The organism is Alkanindiges illinoisensis (assembly GCF_004377485.1).
Taxonomy (GTDB): Bacteria; Pseudomonadota; Gammaproteobacteria; order Pseudomonadales; family Moraxellaceae; genus Alkanindiges; species Alkanindiges illinoisensis_A.
In genome coordinates this window covers 21,871-41,073 of record NZ_SNTY01000013.1, presented here as the reverse complement: position 1 = coordinate 41,073, position 19,203 = coordinate 21,871, and the positions used below count along the sequence as shown (strand labels likewise).

Here is a 19,203-nt window from a genome sequence, read left to right as displayed (position 1 = left end):
ATCCTGCTGAAGGATTAGCCACGCAGGATGTAAAATAATGAAAAATCTCAAGCAGTTTGCTCCAAAAAATCTATTATGTAGCAGTGTGTTATGTGCAGCATTTGTGCCTGTCTTATTGCCTGCAACAGCGTCTGCCGCACCAGCCAGCAAACCTGAGCCACAGCTAAGCCAGTCAGTGATTGGCCGCATTCAAAAACTGATGGATAACCCATCCACCTGGCAAAAAATTCCTAAACAGGTCACCTTGTGTGTGTATTCACCGGATGGCCCTAAGGGCGAAAGCTTCAAGCAGGCCATGAGCTATCTGACCGAAGTGCCCAAATACACCCGCATGGCCAAAGACATTGGTATTGACCTGAATGTCACCATGCTCAATCCACTGACCTTGCGCATTGATATTGGTTATCCCAAACTGAAAAAAAGAGCCAGTACCGAAACCAAAATCCGGGTCTATAGCGATGAACGCGTGCTGGCCGAAGATTTTAAGATGAAAAAATGTGATGGCGCTGGCATGAGCAATATTCGCGCACGTCAGTTCAATGCCTTTGCCGGCAGCATGGATGCCATTGGCGGCATCCTTACCTACAAGCAATTGTCGGAAGCCATTAGCCTGCTGTCACGTCCTGAATTTGCCACCCGCATGACCAATCGGGATTATGAAGTGGTTGGCATCATTCCGCTGGGCGCTGCCTACATCATGGTCAATGACCGCAAAATCAACACACTGGCTAAGGCAGCCGGCAAAAAAGTAGCCGTTTTTGATTTTGACAAGTCACAGGCCAAACTGGTACAACGCATTGGTGCCCAGCCTGTTGCTGTAGATTTTACCTCGGTGGGCGGCAAATTTAACAACGGTGAAGTGCAGATCATGGCAGGTCCAGCGCTGATCTTTAAACCAATGGAGTTGTCCAAGGGCATGATTGGCCCAAATGGAGAAGTCAAAGGGGCAATTATCCGCTTTCCACTCATGCAGGTGACTGGTGTGCTGATGATGCACCGGGGCAAATTCCCGGATGGTCTGGGGCAGATTGTGCGTGAGGTCAGTTCGCTTAACCTTGCGCCTGCCTATGATTTTGTCTATCAAACCGAAAATGATATTCCAGTGAAATACTGGATGGATGTACCTGGCACTGATAAACCGGGCTATCTGAAAATGATGCGTGAAGCCCGGATTGCCATGACCCAGGACGGCTATTACGACAAAACCATGATGCAATTTTTAAAGCGGGTGCGTTGCAAGTTTGAGCCGGCTAACTACGAGTGCAGCATGAATGAGGAGTAACGGATTTTAGTAAATCAGTGAGCTAAACTAAATCTGCAACATCAAATCTAAAAGCAGGAGCCGGTTGATAAAACCGGCCCTGTTTTTTTAAGCGCATACCAATCATGGAATTTAAAAAATCAGCCTTGCAGGGCAGGAAAAATCAAAAAGCAATTCTTGATTCTCCAGAAAATTCAAGACAGACCTGCGTAATTAAATGGCAGGATGTCTTAAAATGAATGAACAATGTCTGTTAATGAATTTCAGTAAAAAACGCTAAGCGCCACAATTTATTTATCAAGACAAGATAAAACGCTGTGGAGCCGGTGATGAATGCAATAAACCCCATTGATTTATCCAAACCTTCAGTCAAGTTCAGGGATAACAAACGAAAACTATGGCTGTTGGGGCTGGTAGTTCCCAATATTGCCAATGCAGCTTTTCTGGGCTATCAGTTTGGCCCCAGAATCACCCGGAAACTGTTTGCCTCGGCTGGCCCGCTGGCCTTGCATCTGATTATTCCAGCCATTGATAAACATCTGGGTGAAGACCCTGATAATCCGCCAGAAGATGCCATTGCAGCGCTGGAGCATGATCCCTACTATGCACGGGTAGTCAAGCTCTTCATTCCATTTCAACTGGCTGCCAATGTTTATGGCAACTACATTGCCAGCAGAACAACCACGCCACTGGCAGACCGGATTTTGTTTGGTCATCTTCTGGGTGTGGTCAATGGCGTTGCAATCAATACTGCGCATGAACTCAGCCATAAGTCCGGCAAGCTAGAACATTATTTGTCGCATCTGTGTCTGGCACCTACGGGCTATAATCATTTTCGCATTGAGCATCCGTATGGCCATCACCGCCGTGTGGCAACGCCTGAAGACCCGGCATCTTCGCAACTGGGTGAAAGCTTCTGGCAATTCTGGCCGCGCACCGTTGTGGGCAGTTTTAAATCCGCCATTGATATTGAAACCCGACGTTTAGAGCGCAAGGGCAAAACCTTCTGGTGTCTGAACAATGAACTGCTTCACGGCTGGGCCATGAGTGCGGCGTATCATCTGCTCATGCTGAAATGCTTTGGCCCCCGCATTATTCCAACCCAGGTGACACAGGCATTGTGCGGCATCACCCTGTTTGAAGCGGTCAATTACATGGAACATTATGGCCTCAAGCGCGAAGACTTAGGCAACGGGCGGTATGCGCGAACCATGCCGGAACATAGCTGGAACAATAACAGCATGTTTAGTAATGTCCTGTTATACCAGCTCCAGCGGCATTCCGATCATCATGCCTATCCCACACGCAGTTTTCAGTCGTTGCGGCATTATGACAATGTACCGCAATTACCTGCTGGTTATGCCAGCATGATGTTGCCCGCCCTGATTCCAGGCTGGTGGTTTAAGCAAATGGATGAACGGGTGATTCAACACTATGCAGGGCAGATTGATAAGCTCAATATTTATCCCAAAGCGCGTCAGAAGCTGTTAAGCAAGTACGCACATTTATTTAACCACGCAGCAAAACCAGCTGTTCCGGCAAAGTGAGCGTCACATGAAAAAATACCAATGCATTGTGTGCGGCTGAATTGATGATGAAGCGCAAGGCTGGCCTGCAGAGGGGATTGACGCTGGCACACGCTGGGAAGATATTCCAGCCCATTGGTCATGTCCTGACTGTGGGGTGAGTAAATCTGATTTTGAAATGATTATGCTTTAAAGCAATGCACCCTGAGGAATTTAAGGTTAATGTGCTAAAAATATCTGAAAACACTGAGTCTTGCCCTAGGTTCAGTGTTTTTACATTACTGTATTCAACCAGCCCTGACTCATGCAAAGATGATCAATAAAACCATTCCGCTTATTCCAGTGCGTTATTATTTGCGACTGATCGAACTCATTGCCGCAAGGAATATTTCTACGCAGGCCCTATGTGATGAGCTTAATATTGATATTGGAAAATTCCTGGCTGAACCTGATCTTAAAGTGTCGGTAGAGCAGGTAGAAAAATTTGTTCAGTATTGCCTAAAGTATCCGGCTAACCGCGATCTGGCCTTTGAGCTGGGTCGTTCATTGCATCTCAGCTCACATAGTCTGGTGGGTTATGCGATTTTAACCTGCGACACCATTGAGCATGCACTCAGGCTGGTTACCCGTTACTTTAGCTTGATCATGCCCAGCTTTAAGGCATCCATCCATTACAACCCGCAGAACCAGCTGGAACTAACCATTGAACCTGAACTGCTGCTGGAACCGCTCACCCTGAATTTTCATATTGAAGCCATTGCTGTAGCGCTGCAAAATAATATTAATGAGTTAATCAGCCAGCATCCGGCCAGCTATCATATTTTTTTGTCCATCCCTGAGCCGTTACATGGTCATAAATTCAACCAGTTAACGTCGGCAAAATTTCATTTTAGCAGCCTGCATAAGCCGGGAATAAAACTCGTTTTAAGCCAAAGTCTGCTTGAGCATAAATTGCCACTGGCTGACGAGATGACACTCAAGGCCGTAGAGCGACGGTGTCAGGAACAAATGAAGGAAATCACCTACGGACAGGATTTTCCCGAGTGGATTGAACGGGTATTGATGAATGCTTACCAGATGCCAAACCTGGCTGAATGTGCAGACCTGCTGCATGTCTCAACCAAGACTTTGCAGCGTCAGCTACGCAAGAAAAACACAGATTTTAATGTGATCAAGAAAAAGGTGATTACCCTAAGGGCCAAGCAAAGACTTGCGCAATGTTCAGATAGCATTACCCAGATTGCCCATGAACTGGGTTATTCATCATCATCAAATTTTGCGAGGGCATTTAAGGCGCTGGTTGGGATAAGTCCCGAAGGGTATAGAGCAAATTGTGATAAAAGCCAATTATTATAAGAATCTGGTTATTATTAGAATAGTGACATAGAAAAATAAATGCTCCAAAGTGCCGCTGTGTGTCGTTACCCTTGAACCCTAAAGTTCAAGGCGGAGGCGACGCCAACTTACAGGCTTTCTACTCAGGGTAGACATGCACACAAAGTCAGCAGACCGCATCCATAAGTGTTGATATCGGCTCAGGGGATTAGGACACACTGGCGAACACTTCAGATTGAATGCATTATAGCGCAGTCTTGGCTTACTGTAATCCCCACTGTTGTGCGTTTGCTTTATTTTTTAGCAAAGCTTTTGTGGCAGTCTGTATAAAAAACAATTTTGGCTCTTGACCTTCATATTGTGAAGAAAAGGCACCAGTTAGCCCAGCTGTGCCAGTGATTTTTCCGCATCGTTGATCATTTGCTTGATCAGGCGCTGACAATGGGTTTGTTCCTGCAAGTCCTTATTAAGGCTTAAGACTTCCTGAGCCAGACTCAAGGCAGTTAATACCGCCACGCGCTCGGATTCCAGTCTTGGCATGCTACGGCGCATGTCCTGAAGTTTTTGTTCCAGCAGGTTGACTGCTTTTTGTAGCTGTTCTTCCTCACTGGGTTCACAGGCCAGTTTGTAGCTGCGATCCAGAATTCTTACATCAACAGTCATCATTGATTTCCTTCTTCTTCTGCCGCAGGGTTTTCAAGCGCAGCAATATCCTGATTGGCCTGTGATGGGTTTAAACCTTGTCCTAGCGACGCCAGCCGCTGAATGATGGCTTCCACTTTTTGCTTGGCATGCTCATTCTTGACGATTAAGCCATCACGTTCTTTGATCAGGTTTTGATGCTTCTGGCCCAGTTGCTGCTGGTCGCTGGCCAGCTTGTCACGTTCGGTTTTTAGCTGGTCACGCACCACCAGTAAGGCTTCAAAACGATTTTTTAGCTCACCGGCATTTTGCTCAAGGCGGCCATAGCGTTCGGCCAGCGCAGTCGCATCGGTTTGCAGGCTAATGTAGCGTTGCTGAAATTCAGCCAATTCCTGTTCCAGTTCCTGATTACGGACATTGGTAAGTTCCAGTGCTTCGCGCACTGCCGGGTCTTCCACCGTTTTTGGCTTGGCTTCCAGCGCGGTACGCAATTCCTGATTCTGCGTTTGCACCAATTGCAACTGAGTGGTTAATTTTTGAATGAGCGTTTGTAAACGCTGAACTTCTTCCAACATGATTGGGTCGCGTCGCTTAACAATGAAGAGTAATATAGAGGTCAAGATAGAGGTTGGTCAATGTAATGCAAGACGATATTTCAGGTTGGAATGAATGGGAAGCCGCTTTTAAGGATATTCCTGAGCTGGCAAGCCCCAGTGAGCTGCATGGTTTGGTGATGGGAATTGTCGCAGTAGCGCAGGCACCCACAGGCGATGAATGGCAATATATGCTGCAACAGCTTGATTTTGAACCACTGGATGCCAATGCCCTGCAATTGCTGGTAGATGAAGCAGAAGATGCCGCAGCAGCACTGGCTGATGATAGTCTGGATTATATGCCCATGCTGCCGGATGACCAGCATACACTGGAAGAACGGGTGCAATGCCTGGCCGACTGGTGTAATGGCGTGGTGCTGGGTTTTGGCCTGGCTTCTGGACACTTGCGTAATGATGAGTCTGAATTGTTACAAGATTTGCAGGATGTGGCCGCGGTTGAGTTTGAAGCCAGCGATGATGACGAAGAAGGCGAGGCCAGCTACGCGGATCTGGTGGAATTTGTACGCCTGATTCCGGTGAGCCTTGCTACGGGACGTCAGAAGCAGCCATTAGCCGAGACAGCAATTTTCAAAAACAATTTAAAAAATCAGGCATCGTCAGCCAGAACGGTACAGGATGACAATATTTCCATTGTAGAAATGTTTACACCGGATCGTCCGTCCTAAGCTGCAACCTCCTATGGTTAAGCCGTCATTAACATCGATATTGCGGCCTTAATCAATGTGACCTTAATAAAAATGCTTGCATTCCCTCGCCAAAAGAGGGAATGATCTTAAAAACCCGTTATAAGAGTCAATGATTACACGATGACCTCACCAGCCCAGATGCCTTTTGCTCACCGCCGTGCCCGCCTGTTAGAACAAATGGGTGATGATGCCATTGCTATTATTGCCACTCGTGCAGAAATGTATCGTAACCGCGATGCTGATTATAAATTTCGCGCTGACAGCAGCTTTTATTATTTGACCGGTTTTGCCGAGCCAGAAGCAGTTGCCGTCCTGCAAACCGGTAGTGATCAGCCATATACGCTGTTTTGCCGCGAGCGCAACCGGGAAATGGAAATCTGGAATGGCTTGCGTGCAGGGACAGAAGGCGCGTTGAGCCAATATGCGACGGATCAGGCCTTTACTATTGAACAGCTTGATGAGCAAATCATTAGTTTGCTCAGTGGTAAAAAACGTTTGTACGTGCGGCTGGGACAGGATGCTGCCTTTGATTTACGGGTAACAGGCTGGCTCAAGAAAATTGCAGCTAACCAGCGTCAGGGCGGGCAAGGGCTGGTGGAAATTATCCAGCTGGATTCTTTGCTGGATGAAATGCGCCTGTTTAAGGATACCCATGAAATTGACCTAATGCGTCGCGCTGCACAAATTAGTGCACAGGCGCATGTGCGTGCCATGCAGCAGGTGAAGCCGGGTATGATGGAATATCAACTTGAAGCTGAACTCTTATATATCTTTGCGCAAAATGGCTGCCAGACTGCATACAACAGTATTGTGGGCGGTGGTGCCAATGGCTGCATTTTGCATTATGTGGAAAATAATCAGCCCTTAAAGGACGGTGACTTGGTGCTGATTGATGCAGGCGCCGAGCTGGATCACTACGCGGCAGATATTACCCGTACGTTTCCGGTCAATGGCAAGTTTTCGCCTGAGCAAAAAGCCCTATATGAGCTGGTATTAAAAGCGCAACTGGCTGCCATTGAAGCAACTAAACCCGGCAATCACTACCGTTTGCCGCATGAAACCGCAGTCCAAATTTTGACCGAAGGATTGGTGGAGCTGGGCTTATTGCAAGGTGATGTGGATGAGCTGATTGCCAGCGAAGCCTACCGCCAGTTTTATATGCATGGTACCGGGCACTGGCTCGGCATGGATGTGCATGATGTCGGCAGTTATAAATTAAATAATGAATGGCGGCCTTATCAACCCGGCATGGTGGTCACAGTTGAACCCGGCCTTTACATTGCGCCGGATGATGATAGCGTAGACGCACGCTGGCGCGGCATTGGCATTCGTATTGAGGATGATGTGCTCGTCACTGAATCTGGTAATGAAGTCTTAACCTGCGATGTGCCAAAAACCGTGGAAGAAATTGAAGCATTGATGCAAAAAACTGCTTAGGTTTGGACCATGCTTGGTTTGATCTAATGGCTTTATCTAAAAAATAAGTTAATTGAAAAATACATTTGAAGCAGGAATTAGAAGTATGTCACAGCAACCGGTAATTATTGTTGGCGGTGGTATGGTCGGTTTAAGCCTTGCCTTGATGCTGGCCCGACAAGGCATTGCCATTCGTTTGCTGGAAGCAGTGAAATATCCTGAAAATGCCTCTGGTGAACCTGCTACCTATCATTCCAGTTTCGATGCCCGTAATACGGCATTGTCACGTCGTACCGTCCAGATTTTTAGTGAGCTGGGGCTTTGGGAAAAGCTATCGCAGCATGCGACACCGATTTTGCAGGTAAACATTAGCGAGCAGGGTGGTTTTGGCAAGGCACGTTTGCAAGCCCATGAAGAAAAGGTGGAAAGCTTTGGCCAGGTGATTGAAAACGCCTGGCTGGGCCGGGTATTGCTCAGTGAAGTGCGTGCCAATGCCAATATTGAACTGGTGGATGGCATTCAGGTGACATCACTGCAACAGGATGCAGGCAAAGTGTGGGTTACCGCGCAGCGTGGCAGTGATCAGCTACAATTTCAAAGCAGCCTGCTGATTGCTGCCGATGGCCGTGATTCATTTTGTCGCAAAGCACTAGGTATTGGCGTGGATGAGCATGATTACCAGCAAGTGGCCATTGTCACGACAGTGCAAACCAGCAAGCCGCACGGACAAGTGGCCTTTGAACGCTTTAGCAAAAATGGCCCGCTGGCACTATTGCCGTTACCTGGCATCACGGGTCAGCAGGACAGTTATCGCCGTTCGGTGGTCTGGACAGTCGAAAAGGGCAGTGAGCAGCAATGGCTGGGCGAGCACAATGACCAGCAATTTTTACAGGCCCTGCAGCACACCTATGGCAACCGTGCTGGCGAATTTACCAAAACCGGCAAGCGTTTTGCCTATCCGCTGTCACAGGTATTGGCGCATAGCCAAGTGTCCGGCCGTGTGGTGCTGATGGGCAATGCCGCGCATACTTTGCATCCCGTGGCAGGTCAGGGTTTTAACCTGTGTATGCGTGATGCGCATGTACTCACCCGTTACCTGAGTGAGCAATATCAGGCTGGGCAAGACATGGGTGACAACGCCCGCCTCAAGCATTACGAGCAGGCACGCCTGAGTGACCAGAAGCGCGTCATTCGCTTTTGTGATAGCGTGGTGCGCGGCTTTTCCAACCAGAACCCCCTGTTAAAGCTGGCGCGCAATACCGGCCTTGTGGCATTTGATGTGATACCCGGTGCCAAGCAGTTGGTCGCAACTTACGCCATGGGCCTAAAGGTTTAAATAAGAATGATCCGGCAGGATTGAGTGATGCCGCTAATCCTCCAGGATTTTGGTCAGCAGATCCAAGTAAAACATCAGCATAAAACGAGTAGCTTAAGGTAGGGCAGCATATGTCGGTTAATCAGCAACAAGAATCAATACCGATTGAAAAGGTCGTCATCATCGGCGGTGGACTGGTTGGTGGTTTATGTGCCTTGTTGCTGGCCAAGGCTGGAATTCAGCCTATTGTACTGGATGCTGCGCCTGAACTGGATACAGAGATTTTACAGCGCCGTGATGCGCGTGTACTGGCCTTAAGCCCGGCTACGATCAGCCTACTCAAGCAAACGGATGTATGGCCCCATATTCAGCGCAAGGCCGATTACTATGGCATGCAGGTCTGGTCACGGGATGGTTACGGCATTCTGGAGTTTGGTAAAACAGACCATATCGCACCGCGCACGGCACAGGACTTACTGGGTAGTATGGTAGAGCCCAGCGTGCTGGGACTGGCCATTCAGCATGAACTTAAAACGCAGATTCAACACTATCACACCCAGGTGCGGGTGCAGCGTATTGAGCCATTTGGTGACTATTGGCAAATTACTTTAACTAGCGGCCAACAGTTTAATACCGCCTTGCTGATTGGTGCAGATGGCGGCAATTCCTTGGTTCGGAAAATGGCGGGCATTGGTGTTGACGTGCTGGATTATCAGCAAACTGCCATTAGCTGCGCGATTAAAACCGAACAGCCGCATCAGCAAATTGCCCGTCAGGTCTTTTTACCGACAGGGCCTTTGGCTTTCTTGCCCATGACTGATTTAACCCTCACTGGTTTAAGCGCGGATGAACCCGCCGGACACTGGCAATCTGTGGTGTGGACGTTGCCAGCGCAGGATGCAGAAGCGTTAAGCCAGCTCAGTGATGCTGATTTTCTGACGGCAATTACCCATGCCAGTGGGCACATGTTGGGACAGGTAACTGCCGTAGAATCGCGTGCTGCATTTCCATTAGCCGCCCGGCAGGCTGAGCGCTATGTATTACCGCATTTAGCACTGATTGGCGATGCTGCGCATGTAGTGCACCCATTGGCAGGACAGGGCGTTAATTTAGGCTGTCTGGATGCAGCATTGCTGGTTGATAACCTGCTGCGCGATGAAGAGCGGGGCTTATGGGCGCATTGGCAAACCCTGAACCGTTATGAAGTCAAGCGCCGTAGCCACAATAGCCTGATGATGCATAGTTTTTCAGGGCTTGGCTGGTTGCAGGGCAGTCAGTTAAAAGCAGTGCAGTGGTTGCGAAGTGAAGGGATGCATTTTGTCGCTAACAATCCGTTATTGCTGAATATATTTACTGAACAAGCCAGTGGTAAATCTGCAATAAAAGATACGAGATATTACCAGTTCTAGCTTTTGGGTTACTATTTACCCATGTTTTGTTGAACCGCTTAAAAAAATAGCAAGTTATTGTCACCACCACTAGCAAGGATATTTCGGGATTGCTACAGTTAGCGAAATTCTTGAGCACCAACCTGCTTAAGAAAACTGACTAATTTCAAGAGATACATTAGGGGTAATGACAATGACTATTGATCACGACGATGACTACGACAATGCTGACAGTGACGTAGAAGCAGTAGATGTTGATGAAACCGAAACTGTGTCCACGGATGTCGGCAGTACAGACAGTGCTGATGACGCGCCAAGCTTGACAGATGCTGATCTCGCTGAAGCTGAAAGCTTAACTGTTACGGCTAAACAATCCATTCGCCAGCAACTGGAAGATGAAGTCGCGCGCTTTTTGGCGCAGGGTGGAAAAATTACCGAAGTACCGGCGGATGAAAGCGTACATGAATAATGTGCGAACCATTTAGTACTTAAAAACTAGTACCTAAATAAAAAGCCTATGTCATTGCATAGGCTTTTTTGAGAGCTTGCCAGTCAGCAGTAGTTCAGCAGACTAGAAAGTTTAGATATTTTTGAGTTGATCAGGCCACCTGAACTGGAATCACATTGGTGGTGTGGTTGACAGTATTATCCGGATTGGCATAAACCAAGCGTGGCTTATAGGATTTTAGCTCAACTTCAGTATAAACCCCGAACGCTGCAATAATAATAATATCGCCCACATCCGCATGATGCGCAGCACCACCATTGACCGAAATAATGCCGGAATTATCTTCACCGCGAATGGCATAGGTGGTAAAACGCTTGCCATTGGTCACGTTCCAGACCTGAATTTGTTCGTATTCTAGTAAACCGGCCAGATCCATCAGCTTGCCATCAATGGCGCAGGAACCTTCATAATGTAGCTCAGCATGGGTTACAACCGCACGGTGAATTTTACATTTAAGCATATGAGTTTGCATGGCAAATGTCTCCTGAGGAGTAGGGTAACCAACGCTGGCAAAATATCAGCAGTTTAAACACCGGATATTTTGCAAAAGCTTGTTCCGCTTTGAAACGGCGACATTTTGCCGTGTTCAGTGCGGTGCTGCAAGTAATTTGTGCGGATAATCACAAAATCCTGAGATTGAATGTAAATGACCTGTCGCAGTTGATGCCAAAATAAGGAGAGATTTATGCTACAAGGCGAAGCAGTGCCACATTATCTTCACGCATAGCCTTCGGTCTTGTGCTCGGGCAGATGAGGCATATATGCTGCAAGACGTAGTGGCTCTGCTTATCCTCGCAAAAAAATCATAGATTTTTTTCTTGCGCTTGGGCGAAGTGATACTTCGCTTTATCCTCGCTCAGGCTTGAACGCGTTGAGCTGGTTCATGGCCTTGGCCACGTCACCATTTACCAATAGATGGGTTTGCTGGAGCGCTTGTTCAATGGCCTGATCCAATAAATTTTGTTCGGCTTGCGGTGCCTTACCTAAAACATGGCCAGTGACTTTTTCACGCGAACCCGGATGACCAATGCCAATGCGCAGGCGGTGAAAATCAGCGCCAATATGCGGCACAATATCACGCAGCCCATTATGGCCACCATGCCCACCGCCTGTCTTAAGGCGAATGATACCCGCAGGCATGTCAAGCTCATCATGCGCAATGAGGATTTGTTGAACTGGAATCTGGAAAAATTTGACAAACGGGGCAACCGATTGTCCGGAACGATTCATGAACGTGGTTGGAAGTAATAATCTGACTTCCTGTCCTTCAATCGTACCACGACCGGAAATGCCAAAAAAGCGCGGGTCGTTCTTAAGACTAATGCGGTACTGGTCAGCCAGTTGCTGGACATACCAGAAGCCCGCATTATGACGGGTCTGGGCATATTCCGAACCCGGATTGCCCAGACCAACAATGAGTGACAATTTATTCAATGGTCTAGCTCAATATGACAGGTTAGGCTTATTCAGCGCTATCCTGGCTACCACCAGCTGGTGCATGGATGTTAGCAATGGCGTTGTCATGGCTAGCACCTTGTTCCAGTGCAGCAATTTTTACGCCTTCTGGCAGTTTAATGTCAGACAGGTGAACCACAGTACCGACTTCAACCTGAGCCAGATCAACTTCGATGAACTCAGGCAGGTTACCAGGCAGGGTAATGATTTCTACGTCATTTGCAATAATGGAAACAATACCACCTTGCTGCTTCACACCAACTGAAGTTTCCTGATTAATGAAGTGCAATGGAACACGTACGTTAATTGTATGGGTTGCATCAACACGCAGGAAGTCAGCATGCATTGGGAAGTTTTTAGCAGGATGACGCTGTAATGCTTTTAGCACAACAGGTTGTACCTGGCCATCAACACTCAGGTTAACAATGTGGGAGTAAAACGCTTCGCTTTCCAGAACCTTTACCAGATCCTTGAATGCAATGGAAATGCTCTGAGGAGCTTGTTCACCACCGTAAATTACGGCAGGTACCAGGTTCGCGTGACGCAGGCGGCGGCTCGCACCTTTCCCTTGCTGATCACGTGCTACGGCATTTAAGTTAAAATCAGTCATGATATGTCCTAACAGTTAAAAAAAGCTGAACTTGCGACCAGTTCAGCTGGGATTTTTTGTAGTAAACGAAAAGTATCACTACAAAAAAATAGGGTTAAATCTTATTCAATAGCATTAAATACTTTCATCAAACATGGCGCTGATGGATTCTTCGTTATTAATACGACGAACCGTTTCAGCAACCATGGCAGACACTGACACCTGACGAATCTTATCGCATTGCTGAGCAGCATCCGATAATGGAATGGTATCTGTAACCACCAGCTCGTCAATAACCGAATTTTCCAGATTACTGATGGCCGGGCCAGATAATACCGGATGGGTACAATAGGCCACTACACGCCGAGCACCAAATTTTTTCAGGGCTTCAGCAGCCTTGCACAAGGTTCCGGCAGTGTCCACCATGTCATCAACAATTACGCAATCACGGCCTGAAACATCACCAATAATATGCATCACCTGAGCTTCATTGGCTTTCGGACGGCGCTTATCAATAATGGCAAGGTCTACATCGCCCATTTGCTTGGCAATGGCGCGGGCACGCACTACACCACCAATATCAGGAGAAACCACAATCAGGTTGTCATATTGTTGCTGGCGCAGGTCGGCAAGCAAAATGGGCGAACCATAGATGTTGTCAACCGGAATATCAAAGAAGCCCTGAATCTGGTCGGCATGTAGGTCAATCATCACAACGCGGTCAATACCGACGGTGGTTAGCATGTCGGCAACGACTTTGGCAGTAATGGGCACACGGGCAGAACGTGGACGACGGTCCTGACGGGCATAGCCAAAATAGGGAATAACTGCGGTAATACGGCCAGCACTGGAACGACGCAATGCATCGGCCATGACCAGAATTTCCATCAGGTTGTCGTTTGTCGGGCTACAGGTTGGCTGAACGATAAACACGTCTTTACCGCGAACATTTTCAGTGATTTCCACCGCGATTTCGCCATCAGAGAAACGGTTAACAATGGCCGAACCCAATGGAATATGAAGATGACTGACCACTTTATGGGCCAGAGCGGTGTGGGCATTGCCACTAAAAACGACAAGATTAGGCATGTTTCACCTGAACGAGGGTTAAGCAAAGCACTGCTTTGCCCGAGTGCAAGGGAAAATCTATGATTTTCCTATAAGGGTTAAGCAAAGCACTGCTTTGCCCAAGCGCAAGAGGAAATCTACAATTTTCATGCAAAAATAAGGCAACTGCTAAGAGCTGCCCATGCGCATGAAAAAATCTGTGATTTTCTATAGGAAATAACAGAAATTACTTTGCTCTACAAAACAAAATAAAATCTTATATTCACTTAAGCGCAACAACAAAAACGAAAAGCACTACTCTTCCGCTGTAAATTAGAAAGCCTATGATTTTCTAACAGAATTAAGGAAAAGTAGTTTGGAATATGGCAGGGGCGGCTGGATTCGAACCAACGGATGCCGGGATCAAAACCCGGTGCCTTACCACTTGGCGACGCCCCTAAGTCGGCGGAAACTATAGTGTTGTTGCTGTAAACTGTCAAGCTGATTTACATAAAATGTGCTGTTGAAAAATCACATTTTAAACAGTTAAGCACAACCATGTTCCGGTTTTAAGATAATATCAGTCAGTTAAAATGGCAGGGGCGGCTGGATTCGAACCAACGGATGCCGGGATCAAAACCCGGTGCCTTACCACTTGGCGACGCCCCTGTTGACGTAGATGATCATATTGATAATCACGTTAAACCAGACCCAACTGTTCATGTACTGGAGAGTTCTGCAGACCGTGGCAAAAGTAGCTTTTGCAAGGCGTATTCTGCATTATCGCTGTGACGTCCTGTTCCGGCTGAACCGGTAAAAACACACAGGCTCCTGTACCTGTCAAACGTGCCTGACCAAACTGGTTGAGATAGGCTAGCGCTTGTGCAACTTCAGGATATAATTTTTGGGCAATTGCCTCGAAATTATTACCAAATTGCGTTGGGTTTTGCTGATAGGCGGCAAATGTAGTTTCTGGCGTGTTTCTTGTCAATGATTCTTGTGAAAAAAGTTGCTTAGTGCTGATAAAACAATCAGGCTTGAGCACAATATAATCAATTTGCGGTAAATCGACAGCCACCAACCGCTCACCAACGCCTTCCGCCCAGGCATTTTTACCCAAGATAAAAATGGGAACATCCGCACCCAGTTGAATGCCTAGTTTGGCCAGTTCGGTCAGCGTTAGGCCAGTTTGCCATAAGGTATTTAAAGCCAGCAGGGTCGTGGCTGCATTAGAAGAACCGCCACCAACGCCGCCACCAATCGGAACATTTTTTTGCAGTTCAATACGGCAACCCCCGGAATAGCCTGTGTGCTGTTTTAATAAACGCGCTGCCTTAATAATCAGGTTATCTTCACTGGCAACGTCATCCAGCTGGTTGATGCTTAAGCTGGTATGGTTAATATCAAAACTCAGGTAATCATATAAATCAATAAGTTGAAATACAGATTGCAGGTTGTGATAGCCATCAGTGCGTTTACCGGTAATGTGCAAAAACAGGTTTAGCTTGGCTGGCGAGGGAAGCGTGAGTTGACTCATGGTTGTGCTGCATCCTCACGCGACTGGATGGTAAGGGTTACGCGGTTTTCGCCTTGGGGCAGGGTTTGAATCATTACCAGTTTTTGGGGGAGCGGGTCTGCATTGTCATAGCTTAACTGCACCTGCCAGCCCCCTTCAGCAAGGGTTTTTAAACGGCGTTGTTCATCATACTGGGCTTGTGCACTGCCTGAAGCAGGTTTGCCCTGTACCCACGATACCAGATAGGAAATAGGAGCTTGCCAGCCTGTTGCCTGTTGCAGTAGTTCTTCTGGACTCGCGGCCTGCAAGGTTCCGGTTTTGGCGCTGGTTAATGTGACCTTGCCGGGAATGCCTTCAATGCGGGTTTGCCCGATACCCAGCGCGCCTGTCAGGTCAATGGCAAAGTAATTATTGACCTGAGTCCAGGCATAAAAGGCACTGCCATTTTGCTGCGGCGTTCTAACGCCAATTTTGCCTGCAATACTAAACTGGGTTTTAACCATTTCCTGACTGGGCAGGGGAGTACTTAGGGTAGGTGCTTTAAGGGTTTTTTGACAACCACCTAGCCCCAGACTGATACAGCCAACCAACACGGCAGTAGAAAGACGTAAAACTTGGGACTGGCTAATCTGAGCAGACATGATTTAATTTTAAGTGAGTGAAATTAATCATGTATTGTAGGGAAATTGCTGATAGTCAGGGCAGGCATTTTGTGGTTTTTTGAAAAAAGCTAAAAATTCCAGCAATAGTTACAGGCTTCGCACCTGAATGTTATCGGGATACTGGGCTTGCAGCTTGGATTTTAAGGTATTATAAGCTGCCATTTCCCCTTTGGCCTGATAAACCTTGGCCAGCCTCATGGCAATATTGAGATTATCGCCAAAGGACAGGGCTTTTTGCAGCGCTTTGATGGCACTGTCGTAGTCTTTTTGCAGGAATGCTACCAGCCCCAGCGTGTCCAGAATGGCAGGCTGGTCGGGAGCCAGCGTATTGGCCCGTTCAGCCAGTTGCCGGGCATCATTGAGACGGCGATTCTGGGTGGCCAGTGTATAGGCATAAGCGTTTAAATAGGTTGGGCTATTGGGTTCAATACCCAGCAGGCGTTCCAGTTCCTGATCCAGCAAGGCCTGTTCATTGGGCTTGAGCAGCAACACACGGGCATAAATCAGTTCAGGGTCATCAGGCAGGTTTTTAAGGGCTTCGTCCAGCAGTGAGCGTGCTGTGTCCGGCTGATGGTTATCCTTGAGCAGTTGTACCTGTAACTGGTAAAGAAAACTGGCTTCACCGGGATGATTAACCCGCTCCTGCGTCAGATGGGAAATTGCCTGTGGCAGCGCTTGTTGTTCTGCCAGCATCAGCGCCATTTTTTTCTGGGCACTTTGATACAGTGTGCCTTCCACCCGTTTGTAGTAGGCGCTTGCCAGATCAATCTTATGCTGCCGCTGCGCATTGATAGCCAGATAATAGTAGGCCTGATCCATATAGGCTTCCTGCTGCAACAGCTTTAGCAGGTATTGTTCTGCCTTGGCATATTGCTGCTCATCAATGCTCACCAAGCCGGCCAGCAGCAAAATTTCGGTGTCATCAGGCCATTGCCCGATCATGCCATCCAGTTTTTTAAGGGCTTTGGGCTGCTGGTTTTGCTTGAGCAAATAGCGGACTTCAAACAGTTTCAGGCTTTTATTGCCGGGTTGTAGCGTGGTTTGCTTGTCCAGCCATTGCATCAGTTCGGCATTTTTATTTTGTGCAATGAGTATGTTGGCCTTTAATGTCATAAATGCGGTGACATCAGGACGTTTTTTAAGCGCACGGTTAATGCGTTTTAAGGCGTCATCCAGTTGGCCATTTTGAGCCTGTAAGCCTGCAATCAGCACCAGCAGCGACGGGTTACTGTGCATGTCCAGATGAATCAGGGCATTTAACAGTTGCTGGCGGTCCTGTTCATTTTCAGGGTAAATACCAGCCAGTACCTGATCCAGTGCAACATCCGCATCGGCACTTAAAATCTGGTCAAGAATCCGCCCAGCCAATGGATAGTCATGGGTTTTAAGTGCCAGGTGCGCTAAATAAAACTGGGCCGGGGTGTCTTGTGGTTCATTTTCTACCCAATGCTTGGCTATGTTTAGGGCGGTTTTATCATCCTGTGCATCAATCGATACCGTCAGGGCGCGCTCCAGAATACTGGGTGTCAGTGTTTCGAATGCCATTTTCTGGTAAATAGCCACGGCTTTGGCCTGTTGTTGCCGCGCCAGTAGAAACTCGGCCTGCATGCTGCCACTAAAATGATCATTGACTGGAGTGATAGGGATATTACTATTTTTAAAGGCCTGCACCGATTGCAGTGAAATAAGACTCCCCATCAGCAAGCTGCACAGGCATTGCCGACTAGCGCTAACACAAGCATGTGAGGGGGAAAATACGGACAAAGGTGTTCCTGTTTTTGCGAATAGTTTGAGTTTGTGCGGTAGATAACGCACAATAGCACATATTTTTTTGCAGCAATCCACGCAATATGGGTTTCTTTGCGTTAGGCGTTAACCACACTACGGCATCAGTTGACTTGCGTGAGAAAGTCGCGTTTTCGCCTGAGCGTCTGGCCACGGCACTGCATGAAGCCTGTGCATTTTGTCATCTCAATGATCTGGTGATTCTGTCTACCTGCAACCGTACCGAGATTTATGCCATTACGCCAAAGCCCGATCTACTACTGGACTGGCTGACCCATTTTAATGGTTTGCAGCGTACTGATCTGTTGCAGCATGTTTATCAATTTGATAATGAATCAGCAATTACCCACCTGATTCGGGTCGCCAGCGGGCTGGATTCGATGGTGCTGGGTGAACCACAGATTTTTGGCCAGGTGAAAAACGCCCTACAATTGGCCCGGCAGGCTGGTACGGTGAGCAGCCAGTTAAGCCGCCTGTTTGAACATGCCTTTTATGCCGCCAAAAAAGTACGTTCTGAAACGGCTGTCGGTGAGCAGGCCATTTCTATGGGCTATGCCGTGGTACAACTGGCGCAGCAGGTGTTTAGCAGCTTAAGCCAGACTACCGCACTGATTGTAGCGGCTGGTGAGATGAACACGCTGGTGGCCCGTCATCTGGTTGAGCAAAATGTAGGACGTCTGCTGATTTGCAATCGTGGTGTGGAGCGCGCAACCCTGCTGGCAGATGAATTGATGGCGCGGGTGCCGGTGGAAATTATTCCTTTTGATCAACTGGCAGATGCCTTGCCACGTGCTGATATTGTGTCCAGTTGCACGGGCAGTCTGCATCAGGTTATTTATGCCAGTGATGTTAAGCAGGCATTAAAAAAACGCCGCTTCAAGCCGATGCTGATGGTTGATCTGGCAGTGCCGCGCGATATTGACCAGGCCGTATCGCGGCTCAATGATGTGTATTTGTATGATGTGGATCACCTGCAAACTGTCATTGAAGGCAATCTGGCACAGCGCCGGCAGGCAGCACTGGAAGCTGAAGTAATGGTGAGCCAGTTGTCAGCGCAGTTTATCCGGCAGCAGCGCAGTGAGCAGGCTACACCATATATTGTGGCGTATCGTGGTCATATTGAGCAGCTTAAGGCCAGTGAACTGGACAAGGCCAGACAGCTACTGGCACAGGGGCAGGATGCTGAACAGGTGCTGGAACGTCTGGCTAATGCCTTAACCGCAAAGCTGGCTCATGCACCCTCCCAACTGGTGCGGCAGGCAGCCATGCATGAAAATCCGGAAATACTGGAATGGAGCATGAATGCTTTGGGAATTGAAGCGCTTGTCCCGAATGAACCAACAGAAGGCAACGAGCAGATAGCGCAACTACAGCCTGGTAATGAGCTGCTAAAACCTTAACTAAATTTTTTCTTTTGATGTGATTTTTAATCAACAATAAAAAAAGCGGCTATGAATT

The 19,203-nt window shown here is 47.8% G+C and carries 19 protein-coding genes, 2 tRNA genes and 1 other RNA gene; 10 read left to right on the top strand and 12 right to left on the bottom strand.

All coding sequences use genetic code 11. From position 1 onward, the window contains the following. Positions 1-37: 37 nt before the first annotated feature. The 4 genes from E2B99_RS03825 (at position 38) to E2B99_RS03810 (ending at position 4,143) form a co-directional block, all read left to right on the top strand. The gene (locus E2B99_RS03825; protein WP_134243654.1) at positions 38-1,282 is read left to right on the top strand and encodes a putative solute-binding protein; all 1,245 of its coding nucleotides are present in this window, start codon (positions 38-40) and stop codon (positions 1,280-1,282) included. 308 nt (positions 1,283-1,590) lie between these two features. Then, a complete protein-coding gene (locus tag E2B99_RS03820) occupies positions 1,591-2,808 on the top strand; it encodes an alkane 1-monooxygenase (protein ID WP_134243653.1) in 1,218 nt (405 codons plus the stop codon). 40 nt (positions 2,809-2,848) lie between these two features. Then, positions 2,849-2,980, top strand: coding sequence for a rubredoxin (locus tag E2B99_RS03815; RefSeq protein ID WP_240687721.1), 132 nt, complete (start codon positions 2,849-2,851; stop codon positions 2,978-2,980). Between the two features lie 119 nt (positions 2,981-3,099). Further along, the gene (locus tag E2B99_RS03810; protein ID WP_134243652.1) at positions 3,100-4,143 is read left to right on the top strand and encodes an AraC family transcriptional regulator; all 1,044 of its coding nucleotides are present in this window, start codon (positions 3,100-3,102) and stop codon (positions 4,141-4,143) included. Between the two features lie 37 nt (positions 4,144-4,180). On the opposite strand, the gene ssrS is transcribed toward E2B99_RS03810, so the two are convergent. The 3 genes from ssrS to E2B99_RS03795 form a co-directional block, all read right to left on the bottom strand. Continuing rightward, positions 4,181-4,362, bottom strand: a non-coding RNA gene (gene ssrS / locus E2B99_RS03805) — 6S RNA. A gap of 138 nt (positions 4,363-4,500) precedes the next feature. Further along, positions 4,501-4,788: a cell division protein ZapA gene (locus E2B99_RS03800; RefSeq protein WP_134243651.1), complete on the bottom strand. Its 288-nt coding sequence runs from the start codon at positions 4,786-4,788 to the stop codon at positions 4,501-4,503. Next, the gene (locus E2B99_RS03795) at positions 4,785-5,339 is read right to left on the bottom strand and encodes a hypothetical protein (protein WP_134243650.1); all 555 of its coding nucleotides are present in this window, start codon (positions 5,337-5,339) and stop codon (positions 4,785-4,787) included. The genes E2B99_RS03800 and E2B99_RS03795 overlap by 4 nt, the downstream gene beginning before the upstream one ends. Positions 5,340-5,404: 65 nt before the next feature. Between E2B99_RS03795 and E2B99_RS03790 the strand changes: the two genes are divergently transcribed. The 5 genes from E2B99_RS03790 to E2B99_RS03770 all read left to right on the top strand — a co-directional run bounded on the left by E2B99_RS03790 (position 5,405) and on the right by E2B99_RS03770 (position 10,652). After that, positions 5,405-6,043: a UPF0149 family protein gene (locus E2B99_RS03790; RefSeq protein ID WP_134243649.1), complete on the top strand. Its 639-nt coding sequence runs from the start codon at positions 5,405-5,407 to the stop codon at positions 6,041-6,043. 141 nt (positions 6,044-6,184) lie between these two features. After that, positions 6,185-7,501, top strand: a complete 1,317-nt coding sequence (gene pepP, locus E2B99_RS03785; RefSeq protein ID WP_240687719.1) for a Xaa-Pro aminopeptidase — start codon at positions 6,185-6,187, stop codon at positions 7,499-7,501. An 85-nt stretch (positions 7,502-7,586) separates the two neighbouring features. Then, positions 7,587-8,816, top strand: a complete 1,230-nt coding sequence (gene ubiH / locus E2B99_RS03780; RefSeq protein WP_134243648.1) for a 2-octaprenyl-6-methoxyphenyl hydroxylase — start codon at positions 7,587-7,589, stop codon at positions 8,814-8,816. Between the two features lie 110 nt (positions 8,817-8,926). Then, the gene (locus E2B99_RS03775) at positions 8,927-10,204 is read left to right on the top strand and encodes an FAD-dependent monooxygenase (protein WP_134243647.1); all 1,278 of its coding nucleotides are present in this window, start codon (positions 8,927-8,929) and stop codon (positions 10,202-10,204) included. A 166-nt stretch (positions 10,205-10,370) separates the two neighbouring features. Next, positions 10,371-10,652 carry a hypothetical protein gene (locus E2B99_RS03770; RefSeq protein ID WP_026469865.1) on the top strand — a complete coding sequence of 94 codons (282 nt, stop codon included), beginning with the start codon at positions 10,371-10,373 and terminating at the stop codon, positions 10,650-10,652. Positions 10,653-10,782: 130 nt separating this feature from the next. Here the strand turns inward: E2B99_RS03770 and panD are convergent, their stop codons facing one another. The 9 genes from panD to E2B99_RS03725 form a co-directional block, all read right to left on the bottom strand. Then, the gene (panD, locus tag E2B99_RS03765) at positions 10,783-11,163 is read right to left on the bottom strand and encodes an aspartate 1-decarboxylase (RefSeq protein WP_026469866.1); all 381 of its coding nucleotides are present in this window, start codon (positions 11,161-11,163) and stop codon (positions 10,783-10,785) included. Positions 11,164-11,537: 374 nt separating this feature from the next. After that, positions 11,538-12,125, bottom strand: a complete 588-nt coding sequence (gene pth / locus E2B99_RS03760; protein ID WP_134243646.1) for an aminoacyl-tRNA hydrolase — start codon at positions 12,123-12,125, stop codon at positions 11,538-11,540. 28 nt (positions 12,126-12,153) lie between these two features. Beyond that, positions 12,154-12,756, bottom strand: a complete 603-nt coding sequence (locus tag E2B99_RS03755) for a 50S ribosomal protein L25/general stress protein Ctc (protein ID WP_134243645.1) — start codon at positions 12,754-12,756, stop codon at positions 12,154-12,156. Positions 12,757-12,870: 114 nt separating this feature from the next. Next, entirely contained in the window at positions 12,871-13,824 is a 954-nt protein-coding gene (locus E2B99_RS03750) for a ribose-phosphate pyrophosphokinase (protein ID WP_134243644.1), read from the bottom strand. Positions 13,825-14,166: 342 nt separating this feature from the next. After that, positions 14,167-14,241, bottom strand: a tRNA-Gln gene (locus E2B99_RS03745). 135 nt (positions 14,242-14,376) lie between these two features. After that, a tRNA-Gln gene (locus tag E2B99_RS03740) sits at positions 14,377-14,451 on the bottom strand. 31 nt (positions 14,452-14,482) lie between these two features. Continuing rightward, on the bottom strand, positions 14,483-15,319 hold the full coding sequence (gene ispE / locus E2B99_RS03735; protein ID WP_134243643.1) for a 4-(cytidine 5'-diphospho)-2-C-methyl-D-erythritol kinase: 837 nt from the start codon (positions 15,317-15,319) through the stop codon (positions 14,483-14,485). Continuing rightward, complete coding sequence (lolB, locus tag E2B99_RS03730) at positions 15,316-15,939, bottom strand: lipoprotein insertase outer membrane protein LolB (RefSeq protein WP_134243642.1); 624 nt, start codon at positions 15,937-15,939, stop codon at positions 15,316-15,318. The genes ispE and lolB overlap by 4 nt, the downstream gene beginning before the upstream one ends. A gap of 108 nt (positions 15,940-16,047) precedes the next feature. Next, positions 16,048-17,658, bottom strand: a complete 1,611-nt coding sequence (locus E2B99_RS03725) for a tetratricopeptide repeat protein (RefSeq protein WP_205669629.1) — start codon at positions 17,656-17,658, stop codon at positions 16,048-16,050. A gap of 152 nt (positions 17,659-17,810) precedes the next feature. On the opposite strand from E2B99_RS03725, the gene hemA reads away from it, so the two are divergent. Next, the gene (hemA, locus tag E2B99_RS03720; RefSeq protein ID WP_134243641.1) at positions 17,811-19,145 is read left to right on the top strand and encodes a glutamyl-tRNA reductase; all 1,335 of its coding nucleotides are present in this window, start codon (positions 17,811-17,813) and stop codon (positions 19,143-19,145) included. Positions 19,146-19,203 lie beyond the last annotated feature (58 nt).